Raw genomic sequence first — 26,385 nt, 5'->3', positions numbered from 1 at the left:
GCCGGCCGCCGTCGTTGTGCCCGGGCGAGCCTAATGCCCGGCGTCCGAAGCCGCTCCGGCGCCGATGCGCTCTGCCTCGTTCCGGGCCTCTCCGGCGTTGCCGCCTCCCGCTTCGCCGGGCTGTCCAGCGTCCTTGCTGCGGGCCCGGCTGATCGCTGCCACAGTGGCCAGCACCGTTACCAGGCCACCGTAGGCGTAGGTGGTCACCGGGAGTGACAGGACAGGTGCCAGCAGGCCGGCCAGCACGGCGGGAATACCGAAAGCCGTGTAGGGCACCACGAAGAGCGACGCGAAGGTGCCGGCACGTTCGTGGTCCTCAACCAGGGGGCTGATGGACCGGATGACGCCCATGAAGGCTGTCCCGAATCCCGCTCCGGCCACCACTACGGCGGCCAGGAACAGGCCGAATGAGCCCAGCCCGATGGCCAGCAGTGACAGGGCGGTCCCCAGCGCCAGGGCCGTGGTACCGAAAATGGTGATGGTGCGGGCGCCGAACCGGTGCAGGACTGCGGCCGCTGCGGCTCCGACGCCGGCCAGGATGGTGATCACCATGCCCTGCCACAGGTGCTCCCGGATGCCGAACGTTGTGTGGACAATCGCGGCGCCGAGCGAGAGGTACAGCCCGCCCGTGGCCCAGCCGGCAAACACGGCCGGCGCACCACTGACGAATCCGCTGCGGGCTGCCGGCGGCAGGGTCAGGTGCGGCTTCAGTGATGCTGCCAGGCCTGGCGCGCGGGGCGAGGTTTCCGGTGCTGCCCACACCAGCGCGGCAAAAGCGATGTAAATGACCGACAGCGAGACGAACACCAGGGTGCGCGGCTCAGCCATCAGATCCAGCAGCAGCCCGGACGCCAGGGCGCCCAGCGCCAGGCCGCCCAGTGGCGCCACCGTGTTCCAGGCCGCGCTCGAGCCGGGGTCGTCCTCAGCTTCGAGATCCGCAATGGCCGCAGAAAGCGTGGTCAGCAGGAGGCCGCTGGCGATGCCCTGCAGGACGCGTGCCACCAGGAGCATTGGCAGCGAGTCCGCGAGGAGGAATGCCGTGACGCTGCCGGCGAGCAGGATGAAAGCGCCGCTGATGACCGGCCTGCGTCCCAGGTGGTCCGAAAGGGATCCGAACACCAGCAGTGCCGCCAGCAGCGCAACGGCGTAGACGGCAAAAATCCCCGTGGTAGCCACCGGCAGCAGATGCAACTGCTCCTGCAGGGTGGGGTAGAAGGGGGATGGGGCGCTGGCGCCGGCCATCATTGCTGCCGTGGCAGCAGCGACGAGGACAAAGCCCAGCCGCCGGCGTGCTTCATGGGGCCGGGCTGCGGGGGAGTGCGTCACAACGTGCCACCTTCCGGGTTTGGGCATTGGTTCGAAAAATATCGAATCATTAGCCTACTGGCACCAGGCCCAATGGTTCAACTAATATCGAACCGTGGCTACGCCGGCGAACCTCCCCCACCCCACCCGCGCGGATCTCGATCTGCCCAGCGTGCTCTTCGCATTGAGCGATCCTGAGCGGCTGGACGTCGTGCGCCAGCTCCGCTCCGGCCCGCTCGACATGGCTGACTGCTCGCTCAGGGTTCCGGACATGCCGAAGTCCACCAAATCACACCTCATGAAGGTCCTCCGCGAGGCCGGAGTCATCCGCAATGAGGCCAACGGCCGGGGCCGCCGCCTGACCCTCCGGTCCGAGGACCTGGAGGCCCGCTTCCCCGGACTGCTCCCCGCAGTCCTCGACGCACCGGTGCAGTAACGCCGCCCACTCCCTGAGTGCCGTTCCGTTGCGGTTGGTGCACGTTCTCCCAGAGCGGAACCGGCCTTTAGTACCCCCTGAATTCGCCGCCATTGGGGGCCTCAGGTGATTGCCGCCGTCGTGATCCGTGTCCATAGGCGACCAGAGTTGAGTGGAGTACGCTCAACTTCAGTTGACATCATGTGAGTCCTGAGTAAAGTTGAGTGCAGAACGCTCAATCATGCGGGCGCCAGCAAGTTTCCAAGGAAAGAAGGAAGCAACACATGTCACGTGCAGTAGGTATCGACCTCGGAACCACCAACTCCGTCGTCTCCGTTCTCGAAGGTGGCGAGCCCACCGTTATTGCCAACGCCGAGGGTGGCCGCACCACGCCGTCCGTCGTTGCGTTCTCCAAGTCCGGCGAGGTCCTGGTTGGCGAGATCGCCAAGCGCCAGGCCGTCAACAACATCGACCGCACCATCGCCTCCGTCAAGCGCCACATGGGCACTGACTGGAAAGTGGACATCGACGGCAAGAAGTACACCGCGCAGGAAATCTCCGCGCGCACGCTGATGAAGCTGAAGAACGACGCCGAGTCCTACCTGGGCGAAAAGGTCACCGACGCCGTCATCACCGTTCCGGCCTACTTCAACGACGCCGAGCGCCAGGCCACCAAGGAAGCCGGCGAAATCGCTGGCCTGAACGTCCTGCGCATCGTCAACGAGCCCACCGCCGCAGCACTCGCCTACGGCCTGGACAAGGGCAAGGAAGACGAACTCATCCTGGTCTTCGACCTCGGTGGCGGTACCTTCGACGTCTCCCTGCTGGAAGTCGGCAAGGACGAAGACAACTTCTCCACCATCCAGGTCCGCGCCACCGCCGGTGACAACCGCCTCGGCGGCGACGACTGGGACCAGCGCGTTGTTGACTACCTGCTGAACCAGCTCAAGGTCAAGGGCATCGACCTGTCCAAGGACAAGATCGCCCTGCAGCGCCTCCGCGAAGCCGCTGAGCAGGCCAAGAAGGAACTCTCCTCCTCCTCCAGCACCAACGTCTCCCTCCAGTACCTGTCCGTCACCCCCGACGGCCCGGTCCACCTGGACGAGCAGCTGACCCGCGCCAAGTTCCAGGACCTCACCAAGGACCTGCTCGAGCGCACCAAGAAGCCGTTCCACGACGTGATCAAGGAAGCCGGCATCAAGCTCTCCGACATCAACCACATCGTGCTGGTGGGCGGCTCCACCCGTATGCCCGCCGTCTCCGAGCTGGTCAAGGAACTTGCCGGTGGCAAGGAACCGAACAAGGGCGTGAACCCGGACGAAGTTGTGGCCGTTGGCGCTGCACTCCAGGCCGGCGTGCTGAAAGGTGAGCGCAAGGACGTCCTCCTGATCGATGTCACCCCGCTGTCCCTCGGCATCGAAACCAAGGGCGGCGTCATGACGCACCTGATCGAGCGCAACACCGCCATCCCCACCAAGCGGTCCGAGACCTTCACCACCGCTGACGACAACCAGCCGTCTGTGGCCATCCAGGTCTTCCAGGGCGAACGCGAATTCACCCGCGACAACAAGCCGCTGGGCACGTTCGAGCTGACCGGCATCGCTCCGGCACCTCGCGGCGTCCCGCAGGTTGAGGTCACGTTCGACATCGACGCCAACGGCATCGTCCACGTCTCCGCCAAGGACAAGGGCACGGGCAAGGAACAGTCCATGACCATCACCGGCGGCACTGCACTCTCCAAGGAAGACATCGACCGCATGGTCCGTGACGCCGAGGAACACGCCGCAGATGACAAGGCCCGCCGCGAGGCAACCGACACCCGCAACTCCGCAGAGCAGCTCGCCTACTCCGTGGACAAGCTGATCGCCGACAACGCCGACAAGCTGCCCGAAGAGGTCAAGACCGAGGTTCAGGCCGACGTCGACGCCCTCAAGAAGGCACTCGAAGGCACCGACGACGCCGAGGTCAAGACCGCGTTCGAGAAGCTGCAGGCTTCCCAGACGAAGCTCGGCGAAGCCATCTACTCCCAGGCCGGTTCGCCGGACGGCGCCACCGGTGCCGCGGGTGCCGAAGGCGCAGCAGCGGGCGATGGCTCCAAGGCCGACGAAGACATCGTCGACGCCGAGATCATCGACGAAGACGAAGCGAAGAAGTAAGCCATGCCCCATCACGGTAACGAGGAAGAGCACTCTTCATCCGCGAACCAGGAGGGCAAGGGCAACAGCCAGGAACCGGTCATCCGGGACAACCGCAAGGTTGACCCGGTGACCGGCCAGGCCCGGCACCCTGAAGGCGGGCAGCCCGGTTCCGCACAGGATTCCGACGGCGACGCGCTGGCCCAGGCCGAGGAGATCCTTAACGGCGTCGAGGTGCCCGCAGGGGAATCCGTGGCCCAGGGTGTTCCCGCCGGGTCCGCCAACGCTGAGGCAGCCGAGCTGAAGAACGACCTCCTTCGCCTGCAGGCCGAGTACGTCAACTACCGCAAGCGCGTTGAACGCGACCGCGCCGTGGCAGGGGAAATGGCCGTCATCGGCGTCCTGAACTCCCTGCTCCCGGTCCTGGACGACGTCGACGCCGCACGGCAGCACGGCGACCTCACCGACGGCCCCTTCGCCGCGATCGCCGCCAAGCTGGAGAACGCGCTGAAGACCTACGGACTGGTCCGCATCGACGAAACCGGCGTGGAGTTCGACCCCACGGTCCACGAGGCCCTGATCCAGCAGCCCGGCGAAGACATCGAGGTTGACACCGTCAGCCAGGTGCTCCGCTCCGGCTACAAATCAGGCGACCGCGTGCTCCGCGCAGCACAGGTGATTGTGGCTGTTCCGGCTTAGTTCGCTCACGAACGGATAAGGGGCCCCGCCCCTACGCGTGGCGGCTCGGTCCTAACGGACCAAGCCGCCACGCTTCGGCAGGCCCGATGCCACTCCCGGGCCCCTTATCCGTCCGTCGCTTGGCGGTAACCTCGCCTTAACGCTTTTTGTACTTTTGAAAGGAAACGCCATTGGCTAGCCAGGATTGGGTGGACAAGGACTTTTACAAGATCCTTGGTGTTGCCAAGGACGCTTCCGACGCCGATATCAAGAAGGCTTACCGGAAGCTGGCACGGCAGTTCCATCCGGACACCAACTCCGGCGATGCAACTGCCGAGAAGAAATTCAAGGACGTCTCCGAGGCCTACTCGGTGCTCTCCGATGCTGATGAGCGCCAGCAGTACGATGCCATCCGCGCCATGGGCGGTGGCGCCCGGTTCGCTCCCGGCGGTGGCGGTGCCGCGGGCGGCAACGGCGGGTTCGAGGACCTGTTCGGCGGCCTGTTCACCGGCAACACGGGACGGCACGCCGGCGGCTTCAACCCGTCCTCCGGCAATATCCCGCCCGAGTTCGCGGACCTGTTCGGCGGCGGCTTCGGCGGCTCGCCCGGGTTCCAGCGGACACCCCAGAAGGGCGCGGACCGCACCGCATCCACCAGCATCTCGTTCTCCGGTGCCATCCGCGGCACCACCATCGGCCTGCGCGAACCCAATGGCGAAGTCATCGATGTTCGCGTCCCCGCCGGCATCAAGGACGGCCAGAAGGTCCGTGTGCGCGGTAAGGGCCAGCCCGGCCAGGCCGGCAATGGCGACCTGGTGGTTGCCGTCTCGGTTAAGCCGCACGAGTTCTACACGCGCGACGGCGACAACCTCCGCATCCACGTCCCGGTCACCTTCCCCGAGGCTGCCCTGGGCGGTGACATCGAGGTGCCCACCATCGACGGTGAGAAGGTTCGGGTCCGTGTTCCGGCCGGCACGCCGTCGGGCCGTACCCTGCGGGTGAAGGGCAAAGGTGTGAAGACCTCCAAGGCGACGGGTGACCTCCTGGTGACCATCGACGTCGCGGTTCCCAAGAACCTGAACAAGGAGGCCGAGGCCGCCGTGAAGGCTTTCGCCGAGGCCACGGCCGGCGCTGACGTCCGAGAGGGCCTGGCCGCCAAGGCCCGGCTGTAGCGGAGGAGGTGTGCCGTGGACATCAACGCTGACCAGCCCATCTTCGTGATTTCCGTGGCGGCTGAGCTGGCTGACATGCACCCCCAGACGCTCCGCCAGTACGACCGCCTGGGCATCGTCAAACCCAGCCGTGCCCCCGGGAAATCCCGGCGGTACTCGCAGCGCGACGTCAACATGCTCCGCGAAGTGCAGCGGCTGTCCCAGGAAGGCGTCTCCCTCGAAGGGATCAAACGCATCCTGGAACTCGAAAACCAGGTGTCTGCCCTGCAGCGGCGCGTGCTGGAACTGACCGAGGAACTGGGGCGGCGCCCGCAGGCGTTCGACTCCCGCATCTTTGCCGCGGGCGCGGCCGGCGACGTCGTGAGCCTGGCCCGCGGCCAGCGCCCCCGTCCGCGGTCGCAGGCCGTGGTGCTGTGGCGGCCCCGCGCCATCGGGCAGTAGCGGCAGCAGCCGGCCGGTGAGTAACCGGCGCCTGGCCGCTTGGCGAAAATAGAGTACCCACTACTCGTGCAGCCCCGCCCAAGGAAACCTTCAATGGAACCACTGCTGTTGCAGCAGTGGTTCCATTCGTTTCTGGGGGTTATTCCATGTTTGGTTCTCTTTTCTTGGCCCGGTCATGAGCCCGGGAATGGAAGCAGTGTCGTCCTTCAGCGCTTCGGTGCCCGGACAGACCCTGCTGGCCATCGGGCAAACAGTCGTGGTGGTGTGCGTCTGCTTCGACATGGTCCGGGCAACGTCCGTTCCGCGGTCGCACCGGCGCTACGTGGCCAGCACCGTCTTCCGGACCCTGGCCATCCCGGCGGTCATCGCCGATGCCCTGACGGTCCTGGTGGCCATCGTGGTGTCGTCGTGGATCGATGTGGTGATGGGCATGTTCGTGCTGACCGCCATCATCTTCCGGTTCCACTACGGCAAGGACGAGGACAACTGGTGGCAGGGCAAGGGCAAAAAGCTCGCCCGTTGGGCCCGCCGCCACCTGTCCGCCCGCACCTCGGTGGCTCCTGCCATGGGGTGAGCCGGAGCCCCCGGCCGTTGATGAACCAGCCGTTGATGAACCGGCCGTTGATGATTTAGCCGTTAATGACCTGCGGTACGCCCAGGGCCTTGAGGCCTTCGGCGCCGAATTCCAGGCCGTAGCCGGACTGTTTGGCCCCGCCGAACGGAATCCGCGGGTCGACGGCGCCGTGCCGGTTGATCCAGACGGTGCCCGCTTCGAGCCGGGCAGCTACCGCACGGGCCGCCGCGGGATCGGAGGACCATACCGAGGCGCCCAGGCCGACGTCGAGGGCGTTCGCCATCTCCACCGCTTCGTCGATGCTGCCGTAGCGGACGATCGGCAGCGCGGGGCCGAACTGTTCCTCGGCCACCAGCGGGTTGCCGTTGTCGATGTCCGCCACCAGCGTCGCGGGGTAGAAGTAGCCGGGCTGGCTGGCTTCCGGGTTTCCGCCGACGATGATGCGCGCTCCGGAAGCCCTGGCCGCCTCTACGAGGTTCGCGACGACGTCGTACTGCGCCTTGTTCTGCAGCGGCCCCAGGACGTTGTTTTCGTCCAGGCCGTTCCCCATCGGCATGGCCTTCGCGACATCGGTGAGTGCCTCGCAGACGGCGTCGTAGATGGAGTCATGTACGTAGAGGCGCTTGAGCGCGGCGCAGGTCTGGCCGGTGTTTATGAAGGCGCCCCAGAAGAGGTCCTGGGCGATCGCCCGGGGATCGGTGCCGGGCAGGACGATGCCGGCGTCGTTGCCGCCGAGCTCGAGCGTGAGGCGTTTGACGGTGTCCGCGGACGACCGGATGATCGCCTTGCCTGTGGCGGTGGACCCGGTGAACATGACCTTGCCCACCGCCCCGTGCGAGGCCAGCGCTTCGCCTACTTCCCGCCCGCCGGACACCACGGTCAGCAGCCCCTCGGGAAGTTCCTCGTTGAGCACCTTGGCCAGCGCCAGGACCGAAAGCGGCGTGTACTCGGACGGCTTGACCACCACGGTATTGCCCATGCGGAGGGCGGGGGCGATCTGCCAGGTGGTGATCATCATGGGCCAGTTCCACGGCCCGATCGCGCCCACGACGCCGATGGGCCGGTAGTGCAGTTCGGCGCGCGTTTCGCCGTCGTCCACCAGGGTTTCGGTTTCCAGGGGAGTGCCGGCCGCGGCGCGGAGCCAGGCCGCGCAGGCGCCCACCTCGAACCGGGCGTTGGGCCCGTTGAGGGGCTTGCCCTGCTCGCGGGAGAGCAGCTGGGCGAGCTCCTCCGCTGAGCGTTCGACGGCGTCGGCCGCCTTGAGGAGGACGGCGGACCGTGCCTCGTGGCCCAGGGCAGCCCACGCGGGCTGCGCGGCGGCGGCAGCGGTGATGGCCGCTTCCAGGTCCGCCACTCCGTGCACCGGAGCCTCTCCCACGGCCGCGCCGGTCGCTGGGTCCAGGATGGTCCGGCCGGTGCCGGGGGCGGGCGAGATGGCGGCCAGAAGCGCATCATAGGTTTCCACGGGTACTCCACTTCGAGTAGGCAAGGACGCCAGCCGGGCGGCTGGGCGGGCTGCTTCCCAGTGTGGTTGAGCACGGGGCGCGTCCCTTGTGTTGTGGCGCAGGACTGTTGACCCGGAGGGAACAGTGGCCAGTCCCGCGACGCGGTGCCATGATGTTGAGGATCAGGTTCACGGCACCGCCCCCCGCCGGGCAGCAAGGACGTGCGGTCATGCCATATATCAACGGTCTCAACGACGTGGGAAACGGCGATCTGGCCGCTGCCGGCGGCAAGGCCCTGGGCCTGGCCGGGCTCATCCATGCCGGGCTGCCGGTTCCGCCGGGATTCGTACTGGGCACCGATGCCTACGCCGAATTCGTCAACGCCAACGGCTTGGGCGACGAAATCCAGCGTCTGGCCGCGGTGTCCCCTGATGCTGCGCCCGGGGACTATGCGGCTGCCTCGGACCGGATCCGTGCCCTGTTCACGGGCGGCGCCCTGCCTGGCGGGATGCGGGACGAGCTTGCAGGCGCCTATGGGCTCCTCGGCGGAGCGGACGTCCCGGTGGCGGTCCGGTCGTCAGCCACCGCGGAGGACCTGGCCTCGGCCAGCTTCGCCGGGCAGCAGGACACCTACCTGAACGTCCGTGGATTCGAGGCCCTGACGAAAGCGGTCATCGGCTGCTGGGCCTCGCTCTGGACGGCGCGAGCCATGGCCTACCGGGCCCGCGAAGGCGTGCTGCCCGGCCAGGTGCGGCTCGCCGTCGTGGTCCAGCAGATGGTGGAAGCCGAGGCAGCCGGGGTGATGTTCACTGCCAACCCCGCGAACGGCCGGCGCGACCAGGCAGTCATCAGTGCCGCCTGGGGGCTCGGCGAATCGGTGGTCAGCGGCACCGTCAGCACCGATGACCTGGTGGTGGAGGCAGCCACGGGAAAGGTGCTCTCGCGCCAGACCGCCGATAAAACCGTCATGACCGTGTACGCGGAGGGCGGGACCCGGGAGCAGCCGGTGGCGGCAGCCCGCCGTCGTGCGCCCGTCCTGGACGACCCCGCAGCTGCCGAACTGGCGTCTCTTGGCCGGCGGATTGCGGAGCACTTCGGGGCGCCGCAGGACATCGAATGGGCGCGTGCCGACGGCACTTTCTTCATCCTGCAGTCCCGTCCCATCACCGCCCTGCCGGAGCCGGCGGCCGACATCCCGGACACCTGGCCCCTGCCCTACCCAAAGGGCATGTACTTCCGGGCCAGCATCGTGGAGCAGTTGCCGGACCCGTTGACGCCACTTTTCGCCGACCTCATTGACGGCTCCGTGGCGAGGTCGCTGCAGGCCCTGCTGGCCACGGCGGTGGGCAAGAGCGCCGTCCGAGACGGTGACGTCCGGCTGCCCACCGTCAACGGCTACGCCTATTACTACTACCGCAACTCCGGCATGTGGCGGATGATGGCCAAATCGCCGGCGGCCTTCCGCGCCCTGTTCCGCGGCGAGGCACATATGGGCGTAGCCGGCTGGCGCGAATACTCGCACCCCAAGTACCAGCGGGTGGTCAAGGACTGGGCCGCGAAGCCACTGCAGGAGCTGCCCGGCGGGGAGTTGCTGGCCGGCGCGCAATCGCTGCTGGATGCCGGGACCGTCTACTACACCGCCGTGCAGTCCATCATCCCGCTCGCCGCCACCAGCGAGCTGTCCTTCCGGGCGTTCTACGACAAGCTGGTCCGGCGGGACGGGGATCCTCCGGCGCAGGCACTGCTCCTCGGCTTCGACAGCGAGCCTATCCGCGCCGAGAAGTCGCTCTACGACCTGGCCGGGTGGGCGCGCAGCGACCCCGGGCTCACAGCGGTATTGCTGGAACGGCCGACGACGGAACTCGCCGAGTGCCAGCGCACCGGTTCGCCGCCGGCAGGGGTGGACGACGTCCTGTGGCAGGAGTGGCGGTTCACGTTCCAGGAGCATCTGGATCTCTACGGCCACGCCGTCTACAACCTGGACTTCGCCACCCCGGTGCCGGCTGATGACCCCGCCACCCTGCTGGAGACGGTGAAGTTCTACCTGCGCGGCCAGGGCACCGATCCGCATGAGCGCCAAAGGCTCCTGACCGAGCGCCGGGAAGAACTGACCCGTGCTGCGGCGGCCCGGCTGGGACCCCGCCGGCGCGCCGTGTTCTTCCGCCTGCTGCGGTGGGCGCAGGCCACGGCGCCGATCCGGGAGGATGCCCTCGCCGACGTCGGGCTCGCCTGGCCGCTGCTGCGGCGGACACTGCTCGAACTCGGGCGTCGGCTGGTGGCGTCCTCCGTAATCGCCGCCCCGGAGGATGTGTTCTGGCTGCGGTTCCAGGAGTTGCGGAGCGCCGTCGAGTTTGGGCTCGCCGCACCCGGCACGCAGGCGGCCGGTGCTGCGGCCGTGGCCATCACCGGAACGGCCCGCCCTGTCCGTGCCGACGCCGTCGAGGAGCGGCGGATGCTGTGGCGGGGCCAGGCGAAGGCCGCTGCCCCGCAGATGCTTCCGGAGAGCCGGTGGATGGAACGGTCCTTCGGCTCGTGGATGCCGGCCGGATCGCAGCACCAGAGCGGTGACGTCATCAGGGGCGTCGGTGCGAGCTCGGGCCGGGTCAGCGCTCCTGCCCGCGTGCTGTCCGGGCCCCAGGATTTCGGCCAAATGCGGCCGGGCGATGTCCTGGTGGCACGGATTACCACGCCGGCCTGGACATCGCTGTTCGCCATGGCCTCGGCCGTGGTGACGGATGTGGGCGGCCCGCTGAGCCACAGTTCCATCGTGGCCCGCGAGTACGGCATCCCCGCTGTCCTCGGCACCGGGGTGGCCACGCAGCGGCTCACCACCGGGCAGCAGGTCCTGGTGGACGGGGACGCCGGCACGGTCACTGTCCTGCCCGCAGCCCAGGCCACAATCGATGATTCCGCGTCATCAACAAAAAAGTTATTGTGAACTGGTCATATTAAGCCCTAGAATCAACGGCAGGCCGGTGAAGTCCTGACAGGACTGCCGGGTGATTCCTCCCCGGATCCAGGCAAACGCACCGCATACCCACCAGAGAAAATCACGCTTCCTCCTGCCGCCATGCCGCAGGCGAAGTGGGTATTGGGCGCCCCCAGAAACGCAGGAGAACACCATGGCTTTGCAGTCCTACCTCATTGAAGCCGGCGCAATCGACGCCACCGCCGTCCCCCGCGGCGGCAGCTACGTCACCTTGCCCGCCGGGCAGGAAGTGTCGCCGCGCCCCGAGGGCAGCTACGTCTCACACCCGGAAGACTTTCCTGAAACTGCCAGCAAGGCGCAGGGCACGTATGTGACCCTCCCCGGCGGTGCGTTAGGGGAAACGGAGATCAGCTACACGCGCGTCGGCTGACGCCCGGGCGTTTTGCCCTAACACGCCGGCAAGCAGCTGATCAGTAGCTGGCCTGGGTTTCGCCGTTGGGCTGCTTTACATACTTCGCGGCGAGGGCTTCGGAGCCCCGTGCGAGGAGGGCGACGTCGGCGCCCACCAGGATAAAGTCGGCTCCGTTGTTGAGGTAGTGCTGTGCGGTGTCCGGGTTGAAGGCGTTGACCCCTGCAGGTTTCCCGGCGGCCTTTGCGGCGGCGAGGCAGTGCTCGACGGCGGCGCGCACCTCGGGGTGTTCCTGCTGTCCCAGCAGGCCCATGGAGGCCGCGAGGTCGGAGGGCCCGATGAAGACGGCGTCGACGCCGTCCACTTTGAGGATGTCTGCGACCGCTTCGACGGCGGCGGTGGATTCGATCTGGACGGTGACGCTGATGGTGCTGTTGGCCCGGTTCAGGTAGTCCGGGACCCTGTTCCACCGTGCTGCCCGGGCCAGCGCGGAGCCGACGCCGCGGACGCCGTGGGGCGGGTAGCGGGTGGCGGCCACGGCGGCTTCGGCTTCGGCCACTGAATTGACCATGGGGATCAGCAGGTTCTGGACGCCGAGGTCCAGGTATTGCTTGATCACCACGGTGTCGTTGACCGGGGGCCGGACCAGGGTGTGGACGGGGTAGCCGTGGATGGCCTGGAGTTGGGCGAGGATGGATTCGAGGCCGTTGGGGCTGTGCTCGGCGTCCACCAGGAGCCAGTCCAGGCCGGATCCGGCGCAGAGTTCGGCGATCAGCGGGCTGCCGGAGCAAACCCACATCCCGGCCAGCGGGCGGCCTTCGTCGTCTTGTTGTGCGGCGAGTGTGTCGCGGAAGGTGTGGTCTATTCGAAGCGGCACGTCACGCTCCCGAGTGGTCCGTAGTCGGCGTGGACGGTGTCGCCCTTGTAGGCCCAGAGGGGGCGGGTGAAGGAACCGGCGAGGATGATGTCGCCGGCTTTCAGGGAGTCGCCGTGGGCTGCGATCTTGTTGACGAGCCAGTGGACGCCGTTGGCGGGGTGGTCCAGGACGCCGGCGGCCACCCCGGTTTCCTCCACGGTCTGGTTTTTGTAGAGGATGGCCGAGACCCAGCGGAGGTCCACGGCGTCGGGCTTGACGGGGCGTCCGCCGATGACCATGGCGCCCATGGCGGCGTTGTCCGAGATGGTGTCCACGATGGTCCGGCCTTCCATTTCGATCCTGGAGTCCAGGATCTCGAGGGCCGGGACCACGTAGTCGGTGGCTTTCAGGACATCGAAGATGGTGCAGCCGGGGCCCTTGAGCCCGTCCTTCAGCACGAAGGCCAGTTCCACCTCTACCCGCGGGTGGGTGTACTGGTCCCATTCAACTGTGCACCCGGTTTCGAGGACCATGTCGTCGAAGATGGCGCCGTAGTCCGGTTCGGTGATGCCGGTGGCGGCCTGCATGGCCTTGGACGTGAGGCCGATCTTCCGCCCCACGAGGGTCCGGCCGGCTTCCTCGTTGCGGCGCCGCCACAACTGCTGGACGGCGTAGGAGTCCTCCACCGTCATGCCCGGGTAGCGGGCGGTCAGGCGGGGGACAGGGGTGCGGGTCCGGGCGGCCTCCAGCAGTTCGTCCGCGATGGCCTCAATCGTCTTTGGCTCCAGCATCGGTCAGACCTGCGCTCCCAGCTTGAAACCCTGGGCTTCCCCGGCGGGCCCGGCGTCACCGTCCGTTTTGCGGGTGTAGGAGAAGCCGTCGGCGCCTACGGTGACCGCCATTTCGGATTTTTCCTCGCGTTCGATGACGGGTTGGGTGTTGCCGTCGAGGTCCAGGACCAGGGAGGCCTCGGTGTACCAGGACGGGACCACGGGGTTGCCCCACCAGTCGCGGCGCTGGTTGTCGTGGACGTCCCAGGTGATGGTGGGGTTGTCCGGGTCGCCGGTGTAGTAGTCCTGGGTGTAGATCTCGATGCGGTGCCCGTCCGGGTCCAGGATGTAGAGGTAGAAGGCGTTGGAGACGCCGTGCCGGCCGGGGCCTCGCTCGATCCGGTCGCTGATGCGCAGGGCGCCCATCTTGTCGCAGATCTGGATGATGTTGTGCTTCTCGTGCGTGGCAAAGGCGACGTGGTGCATGCGTGGGCCGTTGCCGCCGGTCAGTGCGGTGTCGTGGACGGTCTGCTTGCGGTGCATCCACGCGGCGTAAGTGACGCCGTCGGAATCCTTGATGTCCTCGGAGACGCGGAATCCGAGGTCTTCGAGGTACGCCCGGCCCTTGGGGACGTCGGGGGTGACCTGGTTGAAGTGGTCCAGGCGGACCAGCTCGCCGGCTGAGTAGAGGTCGTAGCGCTGGGTGAGGCGTTCCACGTGCTCGGTCTCGTAGAAGAATTCGTAGGGGAAGCCCAGTGGGTCCTCGACGCGGACGGAGTCGCCGATGCCTTTGGTGAAGCCGTCCTTGCGGCGTTCCACCCGGCAGCCGAGTTCGCGGTAGTAGGCTTCGGCGGCGTCCACTTCGGCGGGGGATTTCACCCGGTAGGCGAAGGCTGCCACGGCGGCGATGGGTCCCTTGCGGAGGACCAGGTTGTGGTGGATGAACTCCTCCAGGGAGCGCAGGTAGATGTTGTTGTCATCTTCCTCGGTGACGTGCAGGCCCAGGACGTCCACGTAGAACGCGCGGGACCTGTCGAGGTCGGTGACCACGATTTCCATGTAGGCGCAGCGGACGATGTCCGGGGCCGCAACAGAAGGGGTGGGAACGAAGTTGGTCATGGGATGCTCTCTTCTTTGAAAGGGGTTTCTTACCCAACTGACTGGCAGTAGTTGTCGTTATGGGGGCCCAAAACGACAACAATTGCGACCTAGTTGGGCTGGTAGGAATCAGGCGCCGAATTTGGGGGTGTGGACGCTGCCGAGGGTGATGTGCACGGCCTGCTGGTCGGTGTAAAAGTCGATGGAGCGGTAGCCGCCCTCGTGGCCCAGGCCTGAGGCCTTGACGCCGCCGAACGGCGTGCGCAGGTCGCGGACGTTGTGGCTGTTCAGCCACACCATGCCGGCTTCGACGTTCTGGGAGAAGTTGTGCGCCCGGGTCAGGTTTTGGGTCCAGATGTAGGCGGCGAGGCCGTACTTGGTGTTGTTCGCCAGGGCGAGGGCTTCGTCGTCGGTGTCGAACGGCGTGATGGCCACGACGGGTCCGAAGATTTCCTCCTGGAAGATCCGGGCGTCGGGCGCGACGTCGGCGAACACCGTGGGTGCGATGTAGTTGCCTTCCGGCAGGTGGTCGGGTCGGCCGCCGCCGGCCAGGAGCCTGCCCTCGCTCTTGCCGATCTCCACGTAGGAAGCCACCTTGTCGTAGTGCTCGGGGTGGACCAGCGCGCCCACCTGGGTCTTGGGGTCGTGGGGGTCGCCCACCACGATGTTCTTGGCCCGGGCGGCGTACTTTTCGCAGAAGTCGTCGTAGATGGCGCGTTCCACGAGGATACGGGAGCCGGCGGTGCAGCGTTCGCCGTTGAGGGAGAAGACGCCGAACAGGGCCGAGTCGATGGCGGCGTCCAGGTCCGCATCGGCGAACACGACGCACGGGGACTTGCCGCCAAGCTCCATGGACAGGCCCTTGAGGTTGGTGGCGGCGTTCCGGAAGATCGTCTGGCCGGTGGTGGTCTCGCCGGTAAAGGAAATCAGCGGGACGTCGGGGTGCTTCACCAAGGCGTCGCCGGCTTCCTCGCCGAGGCCGTTGACCAGGTTGAACACGCCGTCAGGCAGGCCGGCGTCCTTGAAGATCGTTGCCCACAGGGACGCGGACAGGGGAGTGAACTCGGCCGGCTTCAGGACTACGGTGTTGCCGGTAGCCAAGGCTGGAGCGAGCTTCCAGGATTCAAGCATGAACGGGGTGTTCCAGGGCGTGATCAGCCCGGCCACGCCGATCGGCTTGCGGTTCACGTAGTTGATCTGCGAGCCGGGAACCTTCATGGCGTCGTCGAACTGGGCCACAATCAGGTCCGCGAAGAAGCGGAAGTTCTCGGCAGCGCGGAGGGCCTGGCCCTTGGCCTGGGTGATGGGCAGGCCGGTGTCGAAGGTTTCGAGTTCGGCGAGCCGGGCTTCCTGGGCTTCGACGGCGTCGGCGATTCTGTTAAGGACACGGGCCCGTTCGCGGGGTTTCATTCTGGGCCACGGGCCATTCACGAACGCTTCGCGGGCGGCGGCGACAGCAAGGTCGATGTCCTCTTTCTGGCCGGCCGCCGCGGTGGCGTAGTTCGTGTTGGATACCGGGTCCAGGACGTCGAAGGTCTTGCCGCCCACGGAGTCAACGAATTCGCCGTTGATGTAGTGCTGGATGTGGGTGGGCAGGTCCTCGGGAATGTAGTGCTTGGCAGTTTCTGTTGAGGTCGTCATCGTTGAAGTCCTTTACTGGTGCTGAGCTTGCTAACGGGTTTGGGCGAGGTACGCGTCCAGGGTGGCGGTACGGTGCTGGCGGGCTGCCTTTTCGATGGTGTCGGCGTCTGCTCCGGTTTCGATGAGCGTCAGCAGGTTTTCGTGTTCCTCGACGGAGCCAAGGGCGCGTCCGGGGACGAAGCGGAAGGTGGAGGACCGGAGGGCCGCGAGCCGGTTCCAGCCGCGGTGCACCAGGTCCAGGATGTGCGGATTGGGGCAGTGCTCGAACAGGACGGAGTGGAAATCCTGGTTGAGTTTCGTGAACCGGACGGGGTCGAAGTGGTCCAGGCAGTCCCGCATTTCCTCGTTGATGGCGCGTGCCCGGGCGATGGCCTGCCCGTCGATCAGTGGTGCGGACAGCGCGGTGGCGGCCCCTTCCACGATGCTGAGGGTCTGCATGGTGTAGAGGTATTCGGTGGGGTCGATGCCTGCCACGGTGGCGCCGACGTTCCGTTCGAACGTCACCAGCCCCTCAGCCTCGAGCCGGCGGATGGCCTCGCGGACGGGGACCACGCTGACGCCGAGGTCCTTGGCGATGATGCTCAGGACCAGCCGGTAGCCGGGGGTGTAGGTGCCCTCCACGATGCGGGCTTTGACGGCCTGGTAGGCCTGCTCGGACTTGCTGCCGGCAACCACGGTGGCGTCAGTCATTGTGCTTTCCTGCTTCCCACTCCGCGAACCGGGCCTGCCATTCGGTGTTCATCGGGTAGAGGCCGTCCACGCTGTTTCCCTGCTGGACCATCTCGAAGATGAAGGTCTCCTCCTTCTCCTGCCGGATGCAGTCGTCTGCGAGTTCTTCGGCGATGGCGGGCGGGATCACCAGGATGCCGTCGGAGTCGGCCACGATGATGTCGCCGGGCTGCACGGTGGCTCCACCGCAGGCGATGGTGATGTCCGTGTCCCACGGGATGTGTCGGCGGCCCAGCACGGCGGGGTGCGGGTTGGAGAAGTACGTGGGCATTTCCAGGCCGGCCACGGCGGTGAAGTCGCGGACGCCGCCGTCGGTGATGATGGCCGCGGCGCCGCGGACCTGGGCGCGGAGCGCGAGGATGTCGCCCACGGTGCCGGTGCCCTTCTCGCCGCGGGCCTCCATGACCAGGATTTCGCCCTCGTTGACCGAGTCGATGGCCTTCTTTTGGGCGTTGAAACCGCCGCCGTGGGTTTTGAAGAGGTCTTCGCGGTTGGGGACGTAGCGGAGGGTCCGGGCCAGGCCCACCACCTTGCGGTCGGGGCGGGTGGCCTGCAGGCCGTCGATGCTGACGTTGTTCAGCCCGCGCTTGCGCAGCTGCGAGGACAGGGTGGCGGTGGCCACGGATTCGAGTTTGGCTTTCAGTTCCGGGGAGAGGGCAGGCCCGACGGCGGCACCCGCCCCGGGTGCCTCGTCAACGGGTGCGAGCCCCGCGGCCTCGCGGGAACCGTAGGCTTCCTCCCGCTGCACGTCGTCAACCATGGGCCGGGCACCAAAGTCCGCGAACGCCGTCGTGCCTTCCTCCACCGTGGTGGCCAGCCGCCCGGTGGTGAGGCCTCCGTCGCTGCTGCTTAAATCGACAGTGCTGACTTCCACTTCGAGGACGTCGCCCGGCGTGGCCACGGAGGCGCCGGCGGGGGTGCCGGTGAGGATGATGTCGCCTTCCTCGAGGGTAAGGAGCTGGGACAGGTCAGCGACGAGGCGGGCGAACGGGAAGAGCAGGTCTTCGGTGGTGTCGTCCTGGACCAGGTGGCCGTTGTGCCAGGTGCGGATGCGCAGTTTGGCGGGGTCGACGGCGTCTGCCGGGATCAGTGCCGGGCCCACGGGAGTGAAGCCGTCCCCGCCCTTGGACCGGAGGTTGGACCCCTTGTCCGCGTACCGGAGGTCATACACGCCGAGGTCGTTGCTGGCGGTGACCGCGGCGACGTGGCTCCAGGCGTCCTCGATGCTGACGCGGCGGGCGGCCTTCCCGATGACCAGGGCGATCTCGCCCTCGTAGCCGAGCAGCTCGCAGCCGGCCGGGCGCTCCACGGTGCCGCCGCTGAGGGAAAGCGAACTTGAGGGCTTGAGGAAGTACGACGGCTGGGCCGGTGTGCGGCCCCGCTGCGAGGCCCGGCTGGGGTAATTGATGTGCACTGCGATCACCTTGCGGGCTGCTGCCAGGGTGTCGCCGTTGACCTGCTCCAAAGCCATCTCCTCATCAGGTACGAAATCGTATACGATCACTATTCTCCATCCGGCGGCTGCCGTCAACCCCCGACTTTTCGGGCATCTCTATAGCCATCCGTGGACTACTTGTCGCCTCCGTCACACGCGGCGTACAGTTGAAGTCATCTCTTACGTTTCTATTATCGAATGTAGTGTTCTCATATAGAACGCATCCGAAGGCTTTGGTCCACGAGATGACGCAGCGGTCATCCGCCCACAACGAAGTGAGGTAACCCCGTGCAGTTCCATCACCACGGCTATGTATCCGGCGACCCGCGTGTCCAGCCCGCGGCCGGCGTCGGACTCAATCGCCCCGAGGACCTTCCGGATGAGGTGGACGTGCTGATCGTCGGCACCGGCCCCGCCGGGATGCTGGCGGCGGCGCAGTTGTCCCGGTTCCCCAACATCACCACCCGCATCGTGGAACGCCGTCCCGGCCGGCTCGCCATCGGCCAGGCGGACGGCATCCAGGCGCGGAGCGTCGAGACGTTCCAGGCGTTCGGCTTTGCGGAGCGGATCATCGCCGAGGCCTACCGGATTACCGAGATGGCGTTCTGGAAGCCGGACCCGGCCAACCATGCGAACATTGCCCGCGCCGCCCGTGCCGTCGACGATGAAATGGGAATCAGCGAATTCCCGCACCTGATCGTGAACCAGGCCCGCGTCCTGGACTACTTCGCCGAGTACATGGCCAACGCGCCAACCCGGATGAAGCCCGACTACGGCTATGACTTCGTGGGACTTGAGGTGGCCCGCGGCGGCGACCACCCGGTCACCGTCACGCTCCGGCACACCGCCGGCCCGGACGAGGGCAAGGACCGGGTGGTCCGCGCCAAGTATGTGGTGGGGGCCGACGGCGCCCGCAGCAAAGTGCGCCAGGCAATCGGCTGCACCATGGCCGGCGATCAGGCCAACCATGCCTGGGGTGTCATGGACGCACTCGCTGTCACGGACTTCCCGGACATCCGGACCAAATGCGCCATCCAGGCCGCCGAGGGCAGCATCCTGCTGATCCCGCGCGAAGGCGGCCACCTGTTCCGCATGTACGTGGACCTGGGCGAAGTGGACCCCGCCACCCATCACGAGGTCCGCAACACCAGCATCGAGCAGATCATTGCCAAGGCCAACGCCATCCTCCACCCCTACACGCTGGACGTGCGCAATGTTGCCTGGCACAGCGTGTACGAGGTGGGCCACCGGCTCACGGACAGGTTCGACGACGTCCTGCCGGAGGAGCGCGGCACCCGCACCCCGAGGGTGTTCATCACCGGCGACGCCTGCCACACGCACAGCGCCAAAGCAGGCCAGGGCATGAACGTCTCCATGCAGGACGGCTTCAACATCGCCTGGAAACTGGGCCACGTCCTGGAAGGCCGCAGCCCGGAAAGCCTGCTCAGCACCTACTCCGAAGAACGCCAGGTGGTGGCCAGGAACCTCATCGACTTCGACAAGGAATGGTCCACCATGATGGCCAAGAAGCCGGAGGAGTTCGAAAACCCGTCAGACCTTGAGGACTTCTACGTCCGCACGGCCGAGTTCCCGGCCGGGTTCATGACCCAGTACGCGCCGTCGCTGGTGATGGGCTCCGTCGATCACCAGGAACTGGCCAGCGGATTCCCCGTGGGCAAGCGCTTCAAGTCCGCCCCCGTGGTCCGGGTGGGCGACACCAACCCCCTGCACCTGGGCCACCACGCCACCGCAGACGGCCGCTGGCGGATCTACGTCTTCGCCGACGCCGCCCTGCCCGGCACCGGCTCGGCTGCGGACAAGCTGGCCGAGTGGTTCGCTGCCTCGCCGGCTTCACCGCTGGCCGCAACGCCGCCGGACGCCGACCCGGACGCGTGGTTCGATCTGAAGGTCATCTACCAGCAGCCGCACACCGCCGTCGGCATCGGTGCCGTGCCCGCGGTCTTCAAGCCGCAGGTGGGGCCGTTCAAGCTCACCGACTACGAGAAGGTCTACGCCACGGACCCCAACGCGGACATCTTCGAGCTGCGCGGCATCGACCGCAGCGGCGCCGTGGTGGTGGTCCGCCCGGACCAGTACGTCGCCAACGTCCTGCCACTCGGTGCGACGGGCGAGCTTGCGGAGTTCTTCGCTCCCCTCCTGGCAGCGGGCCGCCAGCGCGCAGAAGTCTAGCGCCGGGCAACCGGTTGCCAGGGGTGGGGGGTCGTGTACTACCATTGGCATGCAGCCCGCTCGGCGAGTGCCCCTCTGTGCACGGCCTCCCTCCCTTTTTCGGACCGGGGTCTTCTGCGGCCACCCGCCACGGGTGCCCGGCCGGCCCGCTGCCGATCGGAGGAGGACTTCATTGGCCGAAGAATTGGAAAACAGCCCGGGGGACCAGCAGCCGAAAGCGATGATCCAGCGCAGCCAGCTTGGCGGAACAGAACGGCGGCGGCCCGCCCCCGACGGGGAGAACCGCCCGCCCGTTTCGAGCAAGGAACTGAGCAGGGCCAAGGCCGAGCTCGCCGAGGAATCCAAGCCTAAGGTGAACTGGCGGGTGTTCGTCATCGCGTCAGCCATCATCCTGGCGTTTTCTGTCTGGGCCATGCTGGTACCCGCCACCGCCCAGGCCACCATGAAGACAGTGGTGGCCTGGATCGCCACGAACGTGGGGTGGTTCTACGTCCTCACCGTCACGGTCGTGATCGGATTCGTCCTGTGGGTGGCCCTGTCCAAGGAAGGCTCCGTCCGCCTTGGCCCGGACCACTCCAGGCCGCAGTACAAGCTCTTCACCTGGGTGGCCATGCTGTTCGCCGCCGGGGTGGGCATCGACATGCTGTTCTACTCCGTGACGGGCCCCATCACCCAGTACATGAAACCGCCCGCCGGTGAAGGGCAGACGGCGGCCGCGGCCCAGGACGCCGTGGTGTGGACCATGTTCCACTACGGCATTGCCGGCTGGGCCATGTACTCGCTCCTCGGCATGGCCATGGGGTACTTCGCCTACCGCTGGGGAATGCCGCTGTCCATCCGCGCAGCCCTGTATCCGTTGCTCGGGAAGCGCGTCCGCGGGGGCGTGGGCGACACCATCGACATCGTCACCCTGGTGGGGACGGTCTTCGGCGTGGCCACGTCCATGGGCATTGGCGTGGTGCTGCTCAACGTCGGCTTCGCCATCCTGTTCGGCCTGCAGGAAGGCCTGGCGCTGCAGATCGCCCTGGTGGTTGTGGCCGTCATCCTCACCGTGGCCGCGTGCACCTCCGGCGTGGACAAAGGCATCCGCTGGATCTCCGAGCTGAACATCTGGAGCGCAGCGGCCATGCTGCTCTACATTTTGGTGACCGGGCAGACCTCCTTCCTGCTCAACGCCATGGTTGAAAACATCGGACGCTTCCTGTTCACCCTGCCGGACCGCACGCTGCAGACGTTCGCCTACCAGGACGGCGGCTCGGAATGGATGGCCGGCTGGACCCTCTTCTTTTGGGCCTTCTGGCTTGCGTGGGGTCCGTTCGTGGGGCTGTTCCTGGCCCGGATTTCGCGCGGCCGGACCCTGCGGGAATTCGTCATTGCCGCCATCACCGCCCCGGTGCTGTGCGACTTCCTGATTGTGAGCATCTTCGGTAACAGCGCCATGCACGAGGTCCTGGGCGGGAACTCGGAATTCGCGCAGCTCGCCATGGCCAGCCCGGAAGAGGGCTGGTACGCCCTGCTGAACATGTTCCCGGGCGCCAGCTTCCTGATCGGGCTGGGCACCCTGTCCGGCATGCTCTTCTACCTCACCAGCGCCAACTCCGGCGCGATGGTGATGTCCAACTTCTCCTCATCGATCCCCGATCCCTCGCAGGACGGCGCCAAATGGCTGCGCATTTTCTGGGCGGTCCTGACGGCGCTGCTCACCATCGCCATGCTGGTGGCCGGCGGCGTGACCACCATGGAATATGCCACCCTCATTTTCGCCCTGCCGGTGACAATTATCGCGTGGCTGGTGATGGCGTCATTCTCCAAGGCCCTCCGGATGGAGCGCGCCGAGCGCGAAGGGCAGGTCCTGCGGCGGCAGTCGACGGCGGCCCACGGAGGGCAGGTGCCGGACCGCACCTGGCGGCAGCGGCTGGCCAACATGCGCGCCTACCCGTCCAGGAAACAGGTGGCACTCTTCATGGAGGGCACCGTGCAGCCGGCCCTCGCGGATGTGGTCAAGGAATTCGCCAGGCAGGGGTACCACGCCACCCTGGACGTGGTGCCGAACCCGGACGCCGGCATTTCCAGCCACGCCCTGGTGGTCAGCATCCCTGAGCACCGCGACTTCCACTACCAGGTGCAGGCCGTGGAAGCGCCGGTGCCCATGTTTGGTGGGCGCATGTCCCGGCAGACGGACATCTACTACCGGGTGGAGGTGTTCGCGCAGACGGGATCCGAAGGCTATGACCTCATGGGCCTGTCCCACCAGCAGGTGATCGACGACGTCCTGGACCGCTACGAGGCGCACCTGGGCTTCCTCACCTACTCCACCCAGCACGACTTTGCGTCAGTGCTCACCCCGCCGGTGGCCACAGGAAGCATGGCGGTGGTGGAACCGGAGGACGGTAAGCGCGCGGAATAGAGCCGGAGCCCGTGCCGGTCCCCGGGCTCAGGCCGCCGGCGAGCGCGCCGCCCGGTGGTCCGCCGCGGCGTACACCCCGAGGATCCGTACCTCGGTGGTGAAGAAGTCCAGTTCCTCGAGCGCCAGCCGGAGGGGAGAGTCCTCCGGGTGCGCTTCGACGTCGGCCATGAACATGGTGGCTGCGAACTCGTCGCCCACCATGTAGCTCTCCAGCCGCGTCATGTTCACGCCGTTCGTGGCGAAGCCGCCCAGCGCCTTGTACAGGGCCGACGGCACGTTGCGGACACGGAACACGAAGCTGGTCACTGCCGGGCCGGGAAGTTCGTCCCGGGCGGGCAGCGCCGTTTCACGGGCCAGCACCACGAAGCGGGTGGTGTTGGAGGGGTCGTCCTCCACCCTGGAGGCCAGCACGTCGAGGCCGTAGATCTGGGCGGCCAGCGGGGGAGCAAGGGAAAGCTTGCGGGGATCGTTCCACTCCGCCACCTCGCGGGCAGACCCTGCGGTATCGCCAGCGATCACGGGTTTGAGGCCGTGCTCGCGGATCAGCTTCCGGCACTGGCCCAGGGCGTGGATGTGGCTGTGGACCTCGGTGGCACCCTCGATGGTGCTGCCCGGGATACCCAGCAGGTCGAAGTGGATGGGCAGGAAGAATTCGCCCACGATCTGCAGGTTGGACTGCGGCAGCAGGATGTGGATGTCCGCCACCCGGCCTGCGATGGAGTTCTCGATGGGGATCATGGCCAGGTCCGCCTCGCCGCTGGAGACCAGTTCAAAGGCGTCCTCGAAGCTGGCGCAGGGGACGCTGTCCATCTCGGGGAACATCTGCTTGCACGCGATATTGGAGTTGGCGCCGGGCTCACCCTGGTACGCAATCTTTTGGGCCATGGTCCGTATGCTTTCACGCGCCGCGGCCCGTTAGGAAAACGGGCCGCGGATACTACATCGGCGTGACGCGCAGCCAGAGGTACTGCCGGGGGAGGAGCGTGACGCCCCCGTCCAGCTGCACCGCAGCTTCGGAGAGAAGGTCGACGGCGGCAGGGGCGAACCCGCCGAACGTTTCCGTGGGCAGCTCCTGGGCGGAGTCGCTGAAGTTGGCCAGGGCCAGCACCCGGGTGCTTTCCGGAGAAGCACCGGGCCGCTGGTACGCCAACACCGAGCGGTTGTGCGTGGCGAAGTCGATCAGCTGCGTGCCCGCCAATTCAGGGGTGCCGGCCCGGACCTCGGCCATCCGGCGGAGCCCCGCGTAGACCGCACCCGCGGGCGTGGAAGGGCTGTTGCGAAGTTTGTACTGCTCCGCCGGATAGTGCGGGCGGTGCACCCAGCGGCTGTCCTCCCCGTGGCCGGGTTCGCCGGCGTAGCCGTAGTCGTTGGTTTGCCCCACCTCGTCGCCCAGGTACAGCAACGGGATGCCGCCGGTGCTGAACGGCACCGAGTGGGCCAGGAGGATCCGTTCCACCGCCTCCGCCGGGTTGTCCTCCAGGCCGCACAGCGACGCCGTCGTCCCTGAAATCCTGCAGTCCCCGGTGCGGGGGTTGTCCTGGAACGGGACGCCACGCGCGAAGCTGCCGGGGAACCGGTTGACGTAGAACGAGTTGAGGAAGCGGCGGTGGTCGAAGCCGTTGATGCCCAGTTCGGCGGCGTCCTCGTCGGCGAAGGTCCAGCCGATGTCGTCGTGGCTGCGGACATAGTTGACCCAGGCGGTGCCGTCCGGGATGTTGTGCCGGCGTTCGAGCGCCTGGGCGAGGAGGGACGCGTCCCGGGTGGCCAGGGATTCCCAGATGAGCGCCATCTGCAGCGGGTTGTAGGAAAGCTGGCATTCGGCGGGGTCGATGTAGAGCGCAACCTCATCGGGGTGCACGATTGCCTCCGACTTGAACAGCAGCGACGGCGCCGCGAGCCGGCACACCGCGTTGAAGGCCCGGAGCAGCGTGTGGGCCTCGGGAAGGTTCTCGCAGGTGGTGCCCAGCTGCTTCCAGATGAACGCCACGGCGTCCATGCGGAGGATGTCCACGCCCTGGTTGGCCAGGAACAGCATCTCGCCCGCCATGGCCCGGAACACGTCCGGGTTCGAGTAGTTCAGATCCCACTGGTAGGTGTGGAACGTGGCCCACACCCAGCGGCCGTCCTCCATGCGGATGAAGGACCCCGGGTGGTTCTCGGGGAAGATCTCCCGGACGTCCTGCTCGAAGGCGTCGGGCATGGTCCGGTCCGGAAAGATCCAGTAGTAGTCGCTGAACTCCGGGTCTCCCGAGGCGGCTTTCCGGGCCCACTCGTGTTCGTCCGAGGTGTGGTTGAAAATGAAGTCCACCACCAGGCTGATCCCGTTGCTGCGCAGCTCGGCGGCCAGTGAACGCAGCTGTTCCATGGTGCCCAGCCTGGGGCTGACCTGCCGGTAGCTGGACACCGCATAGCCGCCGTCCGAATGCGGCTCGGGTGCCAGGAACAGCGGCATCAGGTGCAGGTAGGTGAGGCCGAGTTCCTTGAAATAGGGGATGCTGCTGCGGACCCCTTCCAGGCTCTCCGCGTAGCGGTCCACGTAGCAGACCCCGCCCAGCATGCCGTTGGACTGGAACCAGTGCGGGTTTGCCTCCCGCTCAGTGTCCAGGGCTTTGAGTTCCGGGGCGCGCTCCTGCCAGGACCGGGCGGCCTGGACCACCAGGGCTGCCAGCTGGTCCTGCCAGTCCGCCCGGGTGCCGTACAGCGGACGGAACAGGCCGGCCAGCAGCGGGAGGTACCGGTCCAGCCGCCGCTCAAAGTCAGGGTCCGCGGCCAGGCCCGCCGCACGCTCCCGGGACAGTGCGGCCAGCACAACGTCCCGCGGGATGTCCTGCCCGGCAGTGGGTTCCTCCACACCGACGGATTCCTGCATGCCACGGCCCCTTCCGGCTTCCACCGGTTCCGCCCAGTCAGCGGCAGCTGGTGTTTGTACCGAAGTATGCCACGTCACACTTGGGCGGCGCGGACTGCTGCGATGCGGCCTCATGGCAGTGCCGGCGCTTCCCTGCCGGCCGCGGCGTACAGGGCGGCGCCCACCACCCCCGCAGAGTTTTCCAGGCCGGCGGGAACCACCGGGGTGCGCAGTGAAAGGCGGGGGAGGAACTCGCTGCTGCACGCCGAAATGCCGCCGCCCAGGATGATGAGGTCTGGTGAGAAGAGGAACTCCACGTGCTGCAGGTATTGCTGCAGCCTGACGGCGTACTCGGGCCAGCCAAGACCCTCATTCTCGCGGGCAACGGCGGACGCCCGGGATTCCGCCTTGCAGCCGCCCACTTCCAGGTGTCCCAGCTCGAGGTTGGGCACCAGCCGGCCGCCGGCGATGAGTGCCGAGCCGATGCCGGTTCCCAGGGTCAGGACCAGCACCGTGCCGGGGACGTCCTGCCCCGCGCCGTAGCGGACTTCCGCCAGGCCTGCAGCGTCAGCGTCGTTGACCACGCACACCGCACGTCCCAGCCGGACCTCGAGGAAGGACCGCACATCAAGCCCCACCCAGCTGCGGTCCATGTTTGCCGCTGATGCCGCCACCCCGTTCCGGACAATGGAGGGGATGGCGACGCCGATGGGCCGGGCCGGAGTTAGGGGCGCCTGGGTCTCGAGCTCGCTGAGCAGCCGGTCCAGGGTGTCAGCGACGGCTTCCACGGTGCCGCCCGCGGGTGTGCGGAGGCGGCGCACGGCGCCGGCGGGGATGCCGCTGTCCAGGTTGACGGCGGCTCCTTTGATCCAGGTCCCGCCGACGTCGATGCCCAGCCCGAACCCCAC

The 26,385-nt window shown here is 67.1% G+C and carries 21 protein-coding genes; 10 read left to right on the top strand and 11 right to left on the bottom strand.

The annotated features are described in order from the left end of the window. Positions 1–30: 30 nt before the first annotated feature. Positions 31–1,326: an MFS transporter gene (locus tag BLT71_RS20000; protein ID WP_091723628.1), complete on the bottom strand. Its 1,296-nt coding sequence runs from the start codon at positions 1,324–1,326 to the stop codon at positions 31–33. A 94-nt stretch (positions 1,327–1,420) separates the two neighbouring features. On the opposite strand from BLT71_RS20000, the gene BLT71_RS19995 reads away from it, so the two are divergent. From BLT71_RS19995 to BLT71_RS19970, 6 genes are all read left to right on the top strand, one after another. Then, entirely contained in the window at positions 1,421–1,741 is a 321-nt protein-coding gene (locus BLT71_RS19995; RefSeq protein WP_091723627.1) for an ArsR/SmtB family transcription factor, read from the top strand. 263 nt (positions 1,742–2,004) lie between these two features. After that, complete coding sequence (dnaK, locus tag BLT71_RS19990) at positions 2,005–3,876, top strand: molecular chaperone DnaK (protein ID WP_091723625.1); 1,872 nt, start codon at positions 2,005–2,007, stop codon at positions 3,874–3,876. Positions 3,877–3,879: 3 nt separating this feature from the next. Then, positions 3,880–4,554, top strand: coding sequence for a nucleotide exchange factor GrpE (locus BLT71_RS19985; RefSeq protein ID WP_091723624.1), 675 nt, complete (start codon positions 3,880–3,882; stop codon positions 4,552–4,554). Positions 4,555–4,724: 170 nt separating this feature from the next. Then, on the top strand, positions 4,725–5,705 hold the full coding sequence (locus BLT71_RS19980) for a DnaJ C-terminal domain-containing protein (protein WP_172830016.1): 981 nt from the start codon (positions 4,725–4,727) through the stop codon (positions 5,703–5,705). Positions 5,706–5,720: 15 nt separating this feature from the next. After that, entirely contained in the window at positions 5,721–6,146 is a 426-nt protein-coding gene (locus BLT71_RS19975; RefSeq protein ID WP_056081345.1) for a heat shock protein transcriptional repressor HspR, read from the top strand. 187 nt (positions 6,147–6,333) lie between these two features. Next, positions 6,334–6,720: a hypothetical protein gene (locus BLT71_RS19970; RefSeq protein ID WP_091723620.1), complete on the top strand. Its 387-nt coding sequence runs from the start codon at positions 6,334–6,336 to the stop codon at positions 6,718–6,720. 55 nt (positions 6,721–6,775) lie between these two features. Here the strand turns inward: BLT71_RS19970 and BLT71_RS19965 are convergent, their stop codons facing one another. Beyond that, positions 6,776–8,185: an aldehyde dehydrogenase family protein gene (locus BLT71_RS19965; protein ID WP_091723619.1), complete on the bottom strand. Its 1,410-nt coding sequence runs from the start codon at positions 8,183–8,185 to the stop codon at positions 6,776–6,778. A gap of 209 nt (positions 8,186–8,394) precedes the next feature. Here BLT71_RS19965 and BLT71_RS19960 point away from each other — a divergent pair, with 209 nt between their 5' ends. Beyond that, positions 8,395–11,103 carry a PEP/pyruvate-binding domain-containing protein gene (locus BLT71_RS19960; protein ID WP_091723617.1) on the top strand — a complete coding sequence of 903 codons (2,709 nt, stop codon included), beginning with the start codon at positions 8,395–8,397 and terminating at the stop codon, positions 11,101–11,103. Between the two features lie 184 nt (positions 11,104–11,287). After that, entirely contained in the window at positions 11,288–11,524 is a 237-nt protein-coding gene (locus BLT71_RS19955; RefSeq protein WP_091723616.1) for a hypothetical protein, read from the top strand. A 40-nt stretch (positions 11,525–11,564) separates the two neighbouring features. Here the strand turns inward: BLT71_RS19955 and BLT71_RS19950 are convergent, their stop codons facing one another. The 6 genes from BLT71_RS19950 to BLT71_RS19925 all read right to left on the bottom strand — a co-directional run bounded on the left by BLT71_RS19950 (position 11,565) and on the right by BLT71_RS19925 (position 18,068). Further along, on the bottom strand, positions 11,565–12,380 hold the full coding sequence (locus BLT71_RS19950) for an HpcH/HpaI aldolase family protein (protein ID WP_172830015.1): 816 nt from the start codon (positions 12,378–12,380) through the stop codon (positions 11,565–11,567). Beyond that, on the bottom strand, positions 12,365–13,150 hold the full coding sequence (gene hpaH / locus BLT71_RS19945; protein WP_091723613.1) for a 2-oxo-hept-4-ene-1,7-dioate hydratase: 786 nt from the start codon (positions 13,148–13,150) through the stop codon (positions 12,365–12,367). The genes BLT71_RS19950 and hpaH overlap by 16 nt, the downstream gene beginning before the upstream one ends. A gap of 3 nt (positions 13,151–13,153) precedes the next feature. Beyond that, positions 13,154–14,248 (bottom strand): 3,4-dihydroxyphenylacetate 2,3-dioxygenase, encoded by a 1,095-nt coding sequence (hpaD, locus tag BLT71_RS19940; RefSeq protein WP_091723611.1) that lies wholly within the window; start codon positions 14,246–14,248, stop codon positions 13,154–13,156. Between the two features lie 108 nt (positions 14,249–14,356). Next, positions 14,357–15,868, bottom strand: coding sequence for a 5-carboxymethyl-2-hydroxymuconate semialdehyde dehydrogenase (hpaE, locus tag BLT71_RS19935; RefSeq protein WP_091723610.1), 1,512 nt, complete (start codon positions 15,866–15,868; stop codon positions 14,357–14,359). Between the two features lie 30 nt (positions 15,869–15,898). Beyond that, positions 15,899–16,558 carry a GntR family transcriptional regulator gene (locus tag BLT71_RS19930; RefSeq protein WP_091723608.1) on the bottom strand — a complete coding sequence of 220 codons (660 nt, stop codon included), beginning with the start codon at positions 16,556–16,558 and terminating at the stop codon, positions 15,899–15,901. Next, positions 16,551–18,068, bottom strand: coding sequence for a fumarylacetoacetate hydrolase family protein (locus BLT71_RS19925; protein WP_091724220.1), 1,518 nt, complete (start codon positions 18,066–18,068; stop codon positions 16,551–16,553). Before BLT71_RS19925 ends, BLT71_RS19930 begins: the two co-directional genes overlap by 8 nt. 252 nt (positions 18,069–18,320) lie before the next feature. On the opposite strand from BLT71_RS19925, the gene BLT71_RS19920 reads away from it, so the two are divergent. Together BLT71_RS19920 and betT are read left to right on the top strand one after the other, a co-directional pair. After that, positions 18,321–20,222: an FAD-binding monooxygenase gene (locus tag BLT71_RS19920; protein ID WP_091723606.1), complete on the top strand. Its 1,902-nt coding sequence runs from the start codon at positions 18,321–18,323 to the stop codon at positions 20,220–20,222. Positions 20,223–20,442: 220 nt separating this feature from the next. Continuing rightward, positions 20,443–22,629: a choline BCCT transporter BetT gene (gene betT / locus BLT71_RS19915; protein WP_172830073.1), complete on the top strand. Its 2,187-nt coding sequence runs from the start codon at positions 20,443–20,445 to the stop codon at positions 22,627–22,629. A gap of 27 nt (positions 22,630–22,656) precedes the next feature. On the opposite strand, the gene BLT71_RS19910 is transcribed toward betT, so the two are convergent. From BLT71_RS19910 to ppgK, 3 genes are all read right to left on the bottom strand, one after another. Beyond that, positions 22,657–23,514 (bottom strand): prephenate dehydratase, encoded by an 858-nt coding sequence (locus tag BLT71_RS19910; protein WP_091723603.1) that lies wholly within the window; start codon positions 23,512–23,514, stop codon positions 22,657–22,659. Positions 23,515–23,566: 52 nt separating this feature from the next. Continuing rightward, positions 23,567–25,498 carry an alpha-amylase family glycosyl hydrolase gene (locus BLT71_RS19905; RefSeq protein ID WP_091723601.1) on the bottom strand — a complete coding sequence of 644 codons (1,932 nt, stop codon included), beginning with the start codon at positions 25,496–25,498 and terminating at the stop codon, positions 23,567–23,569. Positions 25,499–25,608: 110 nt separating this feature from the next. Next, positions 25,609–26,385 carry a polyphosphate--glucose phosphotransferase gene (gene ppgK / locus BLT71_RS19900; RefSeq protein WP_091723600.1) on the bottom strand — a complete coding sequence of 259 codons (777 nt, stop codon included), beginning with the start codon at positions 26,383–26,385 and terminating at the stop codon, positions 25,609–25,611.

It is taken from the genome of Pseudarthrobacter equi (assembly GCF_900105535.1).
In the GTDB taxonomy this organism is placed as follows: Bacteria; Actinomycetota; Actinomycetes; order Actinomycetales; family Micrococcaceae; genus Arthrobacter; species Arthrobacter equi.
The sequence above is the reverse complement of the archived record's forward strand: the minus strand, read 5'-3'. Positions and strand labels throughout refer to the sequence as shown.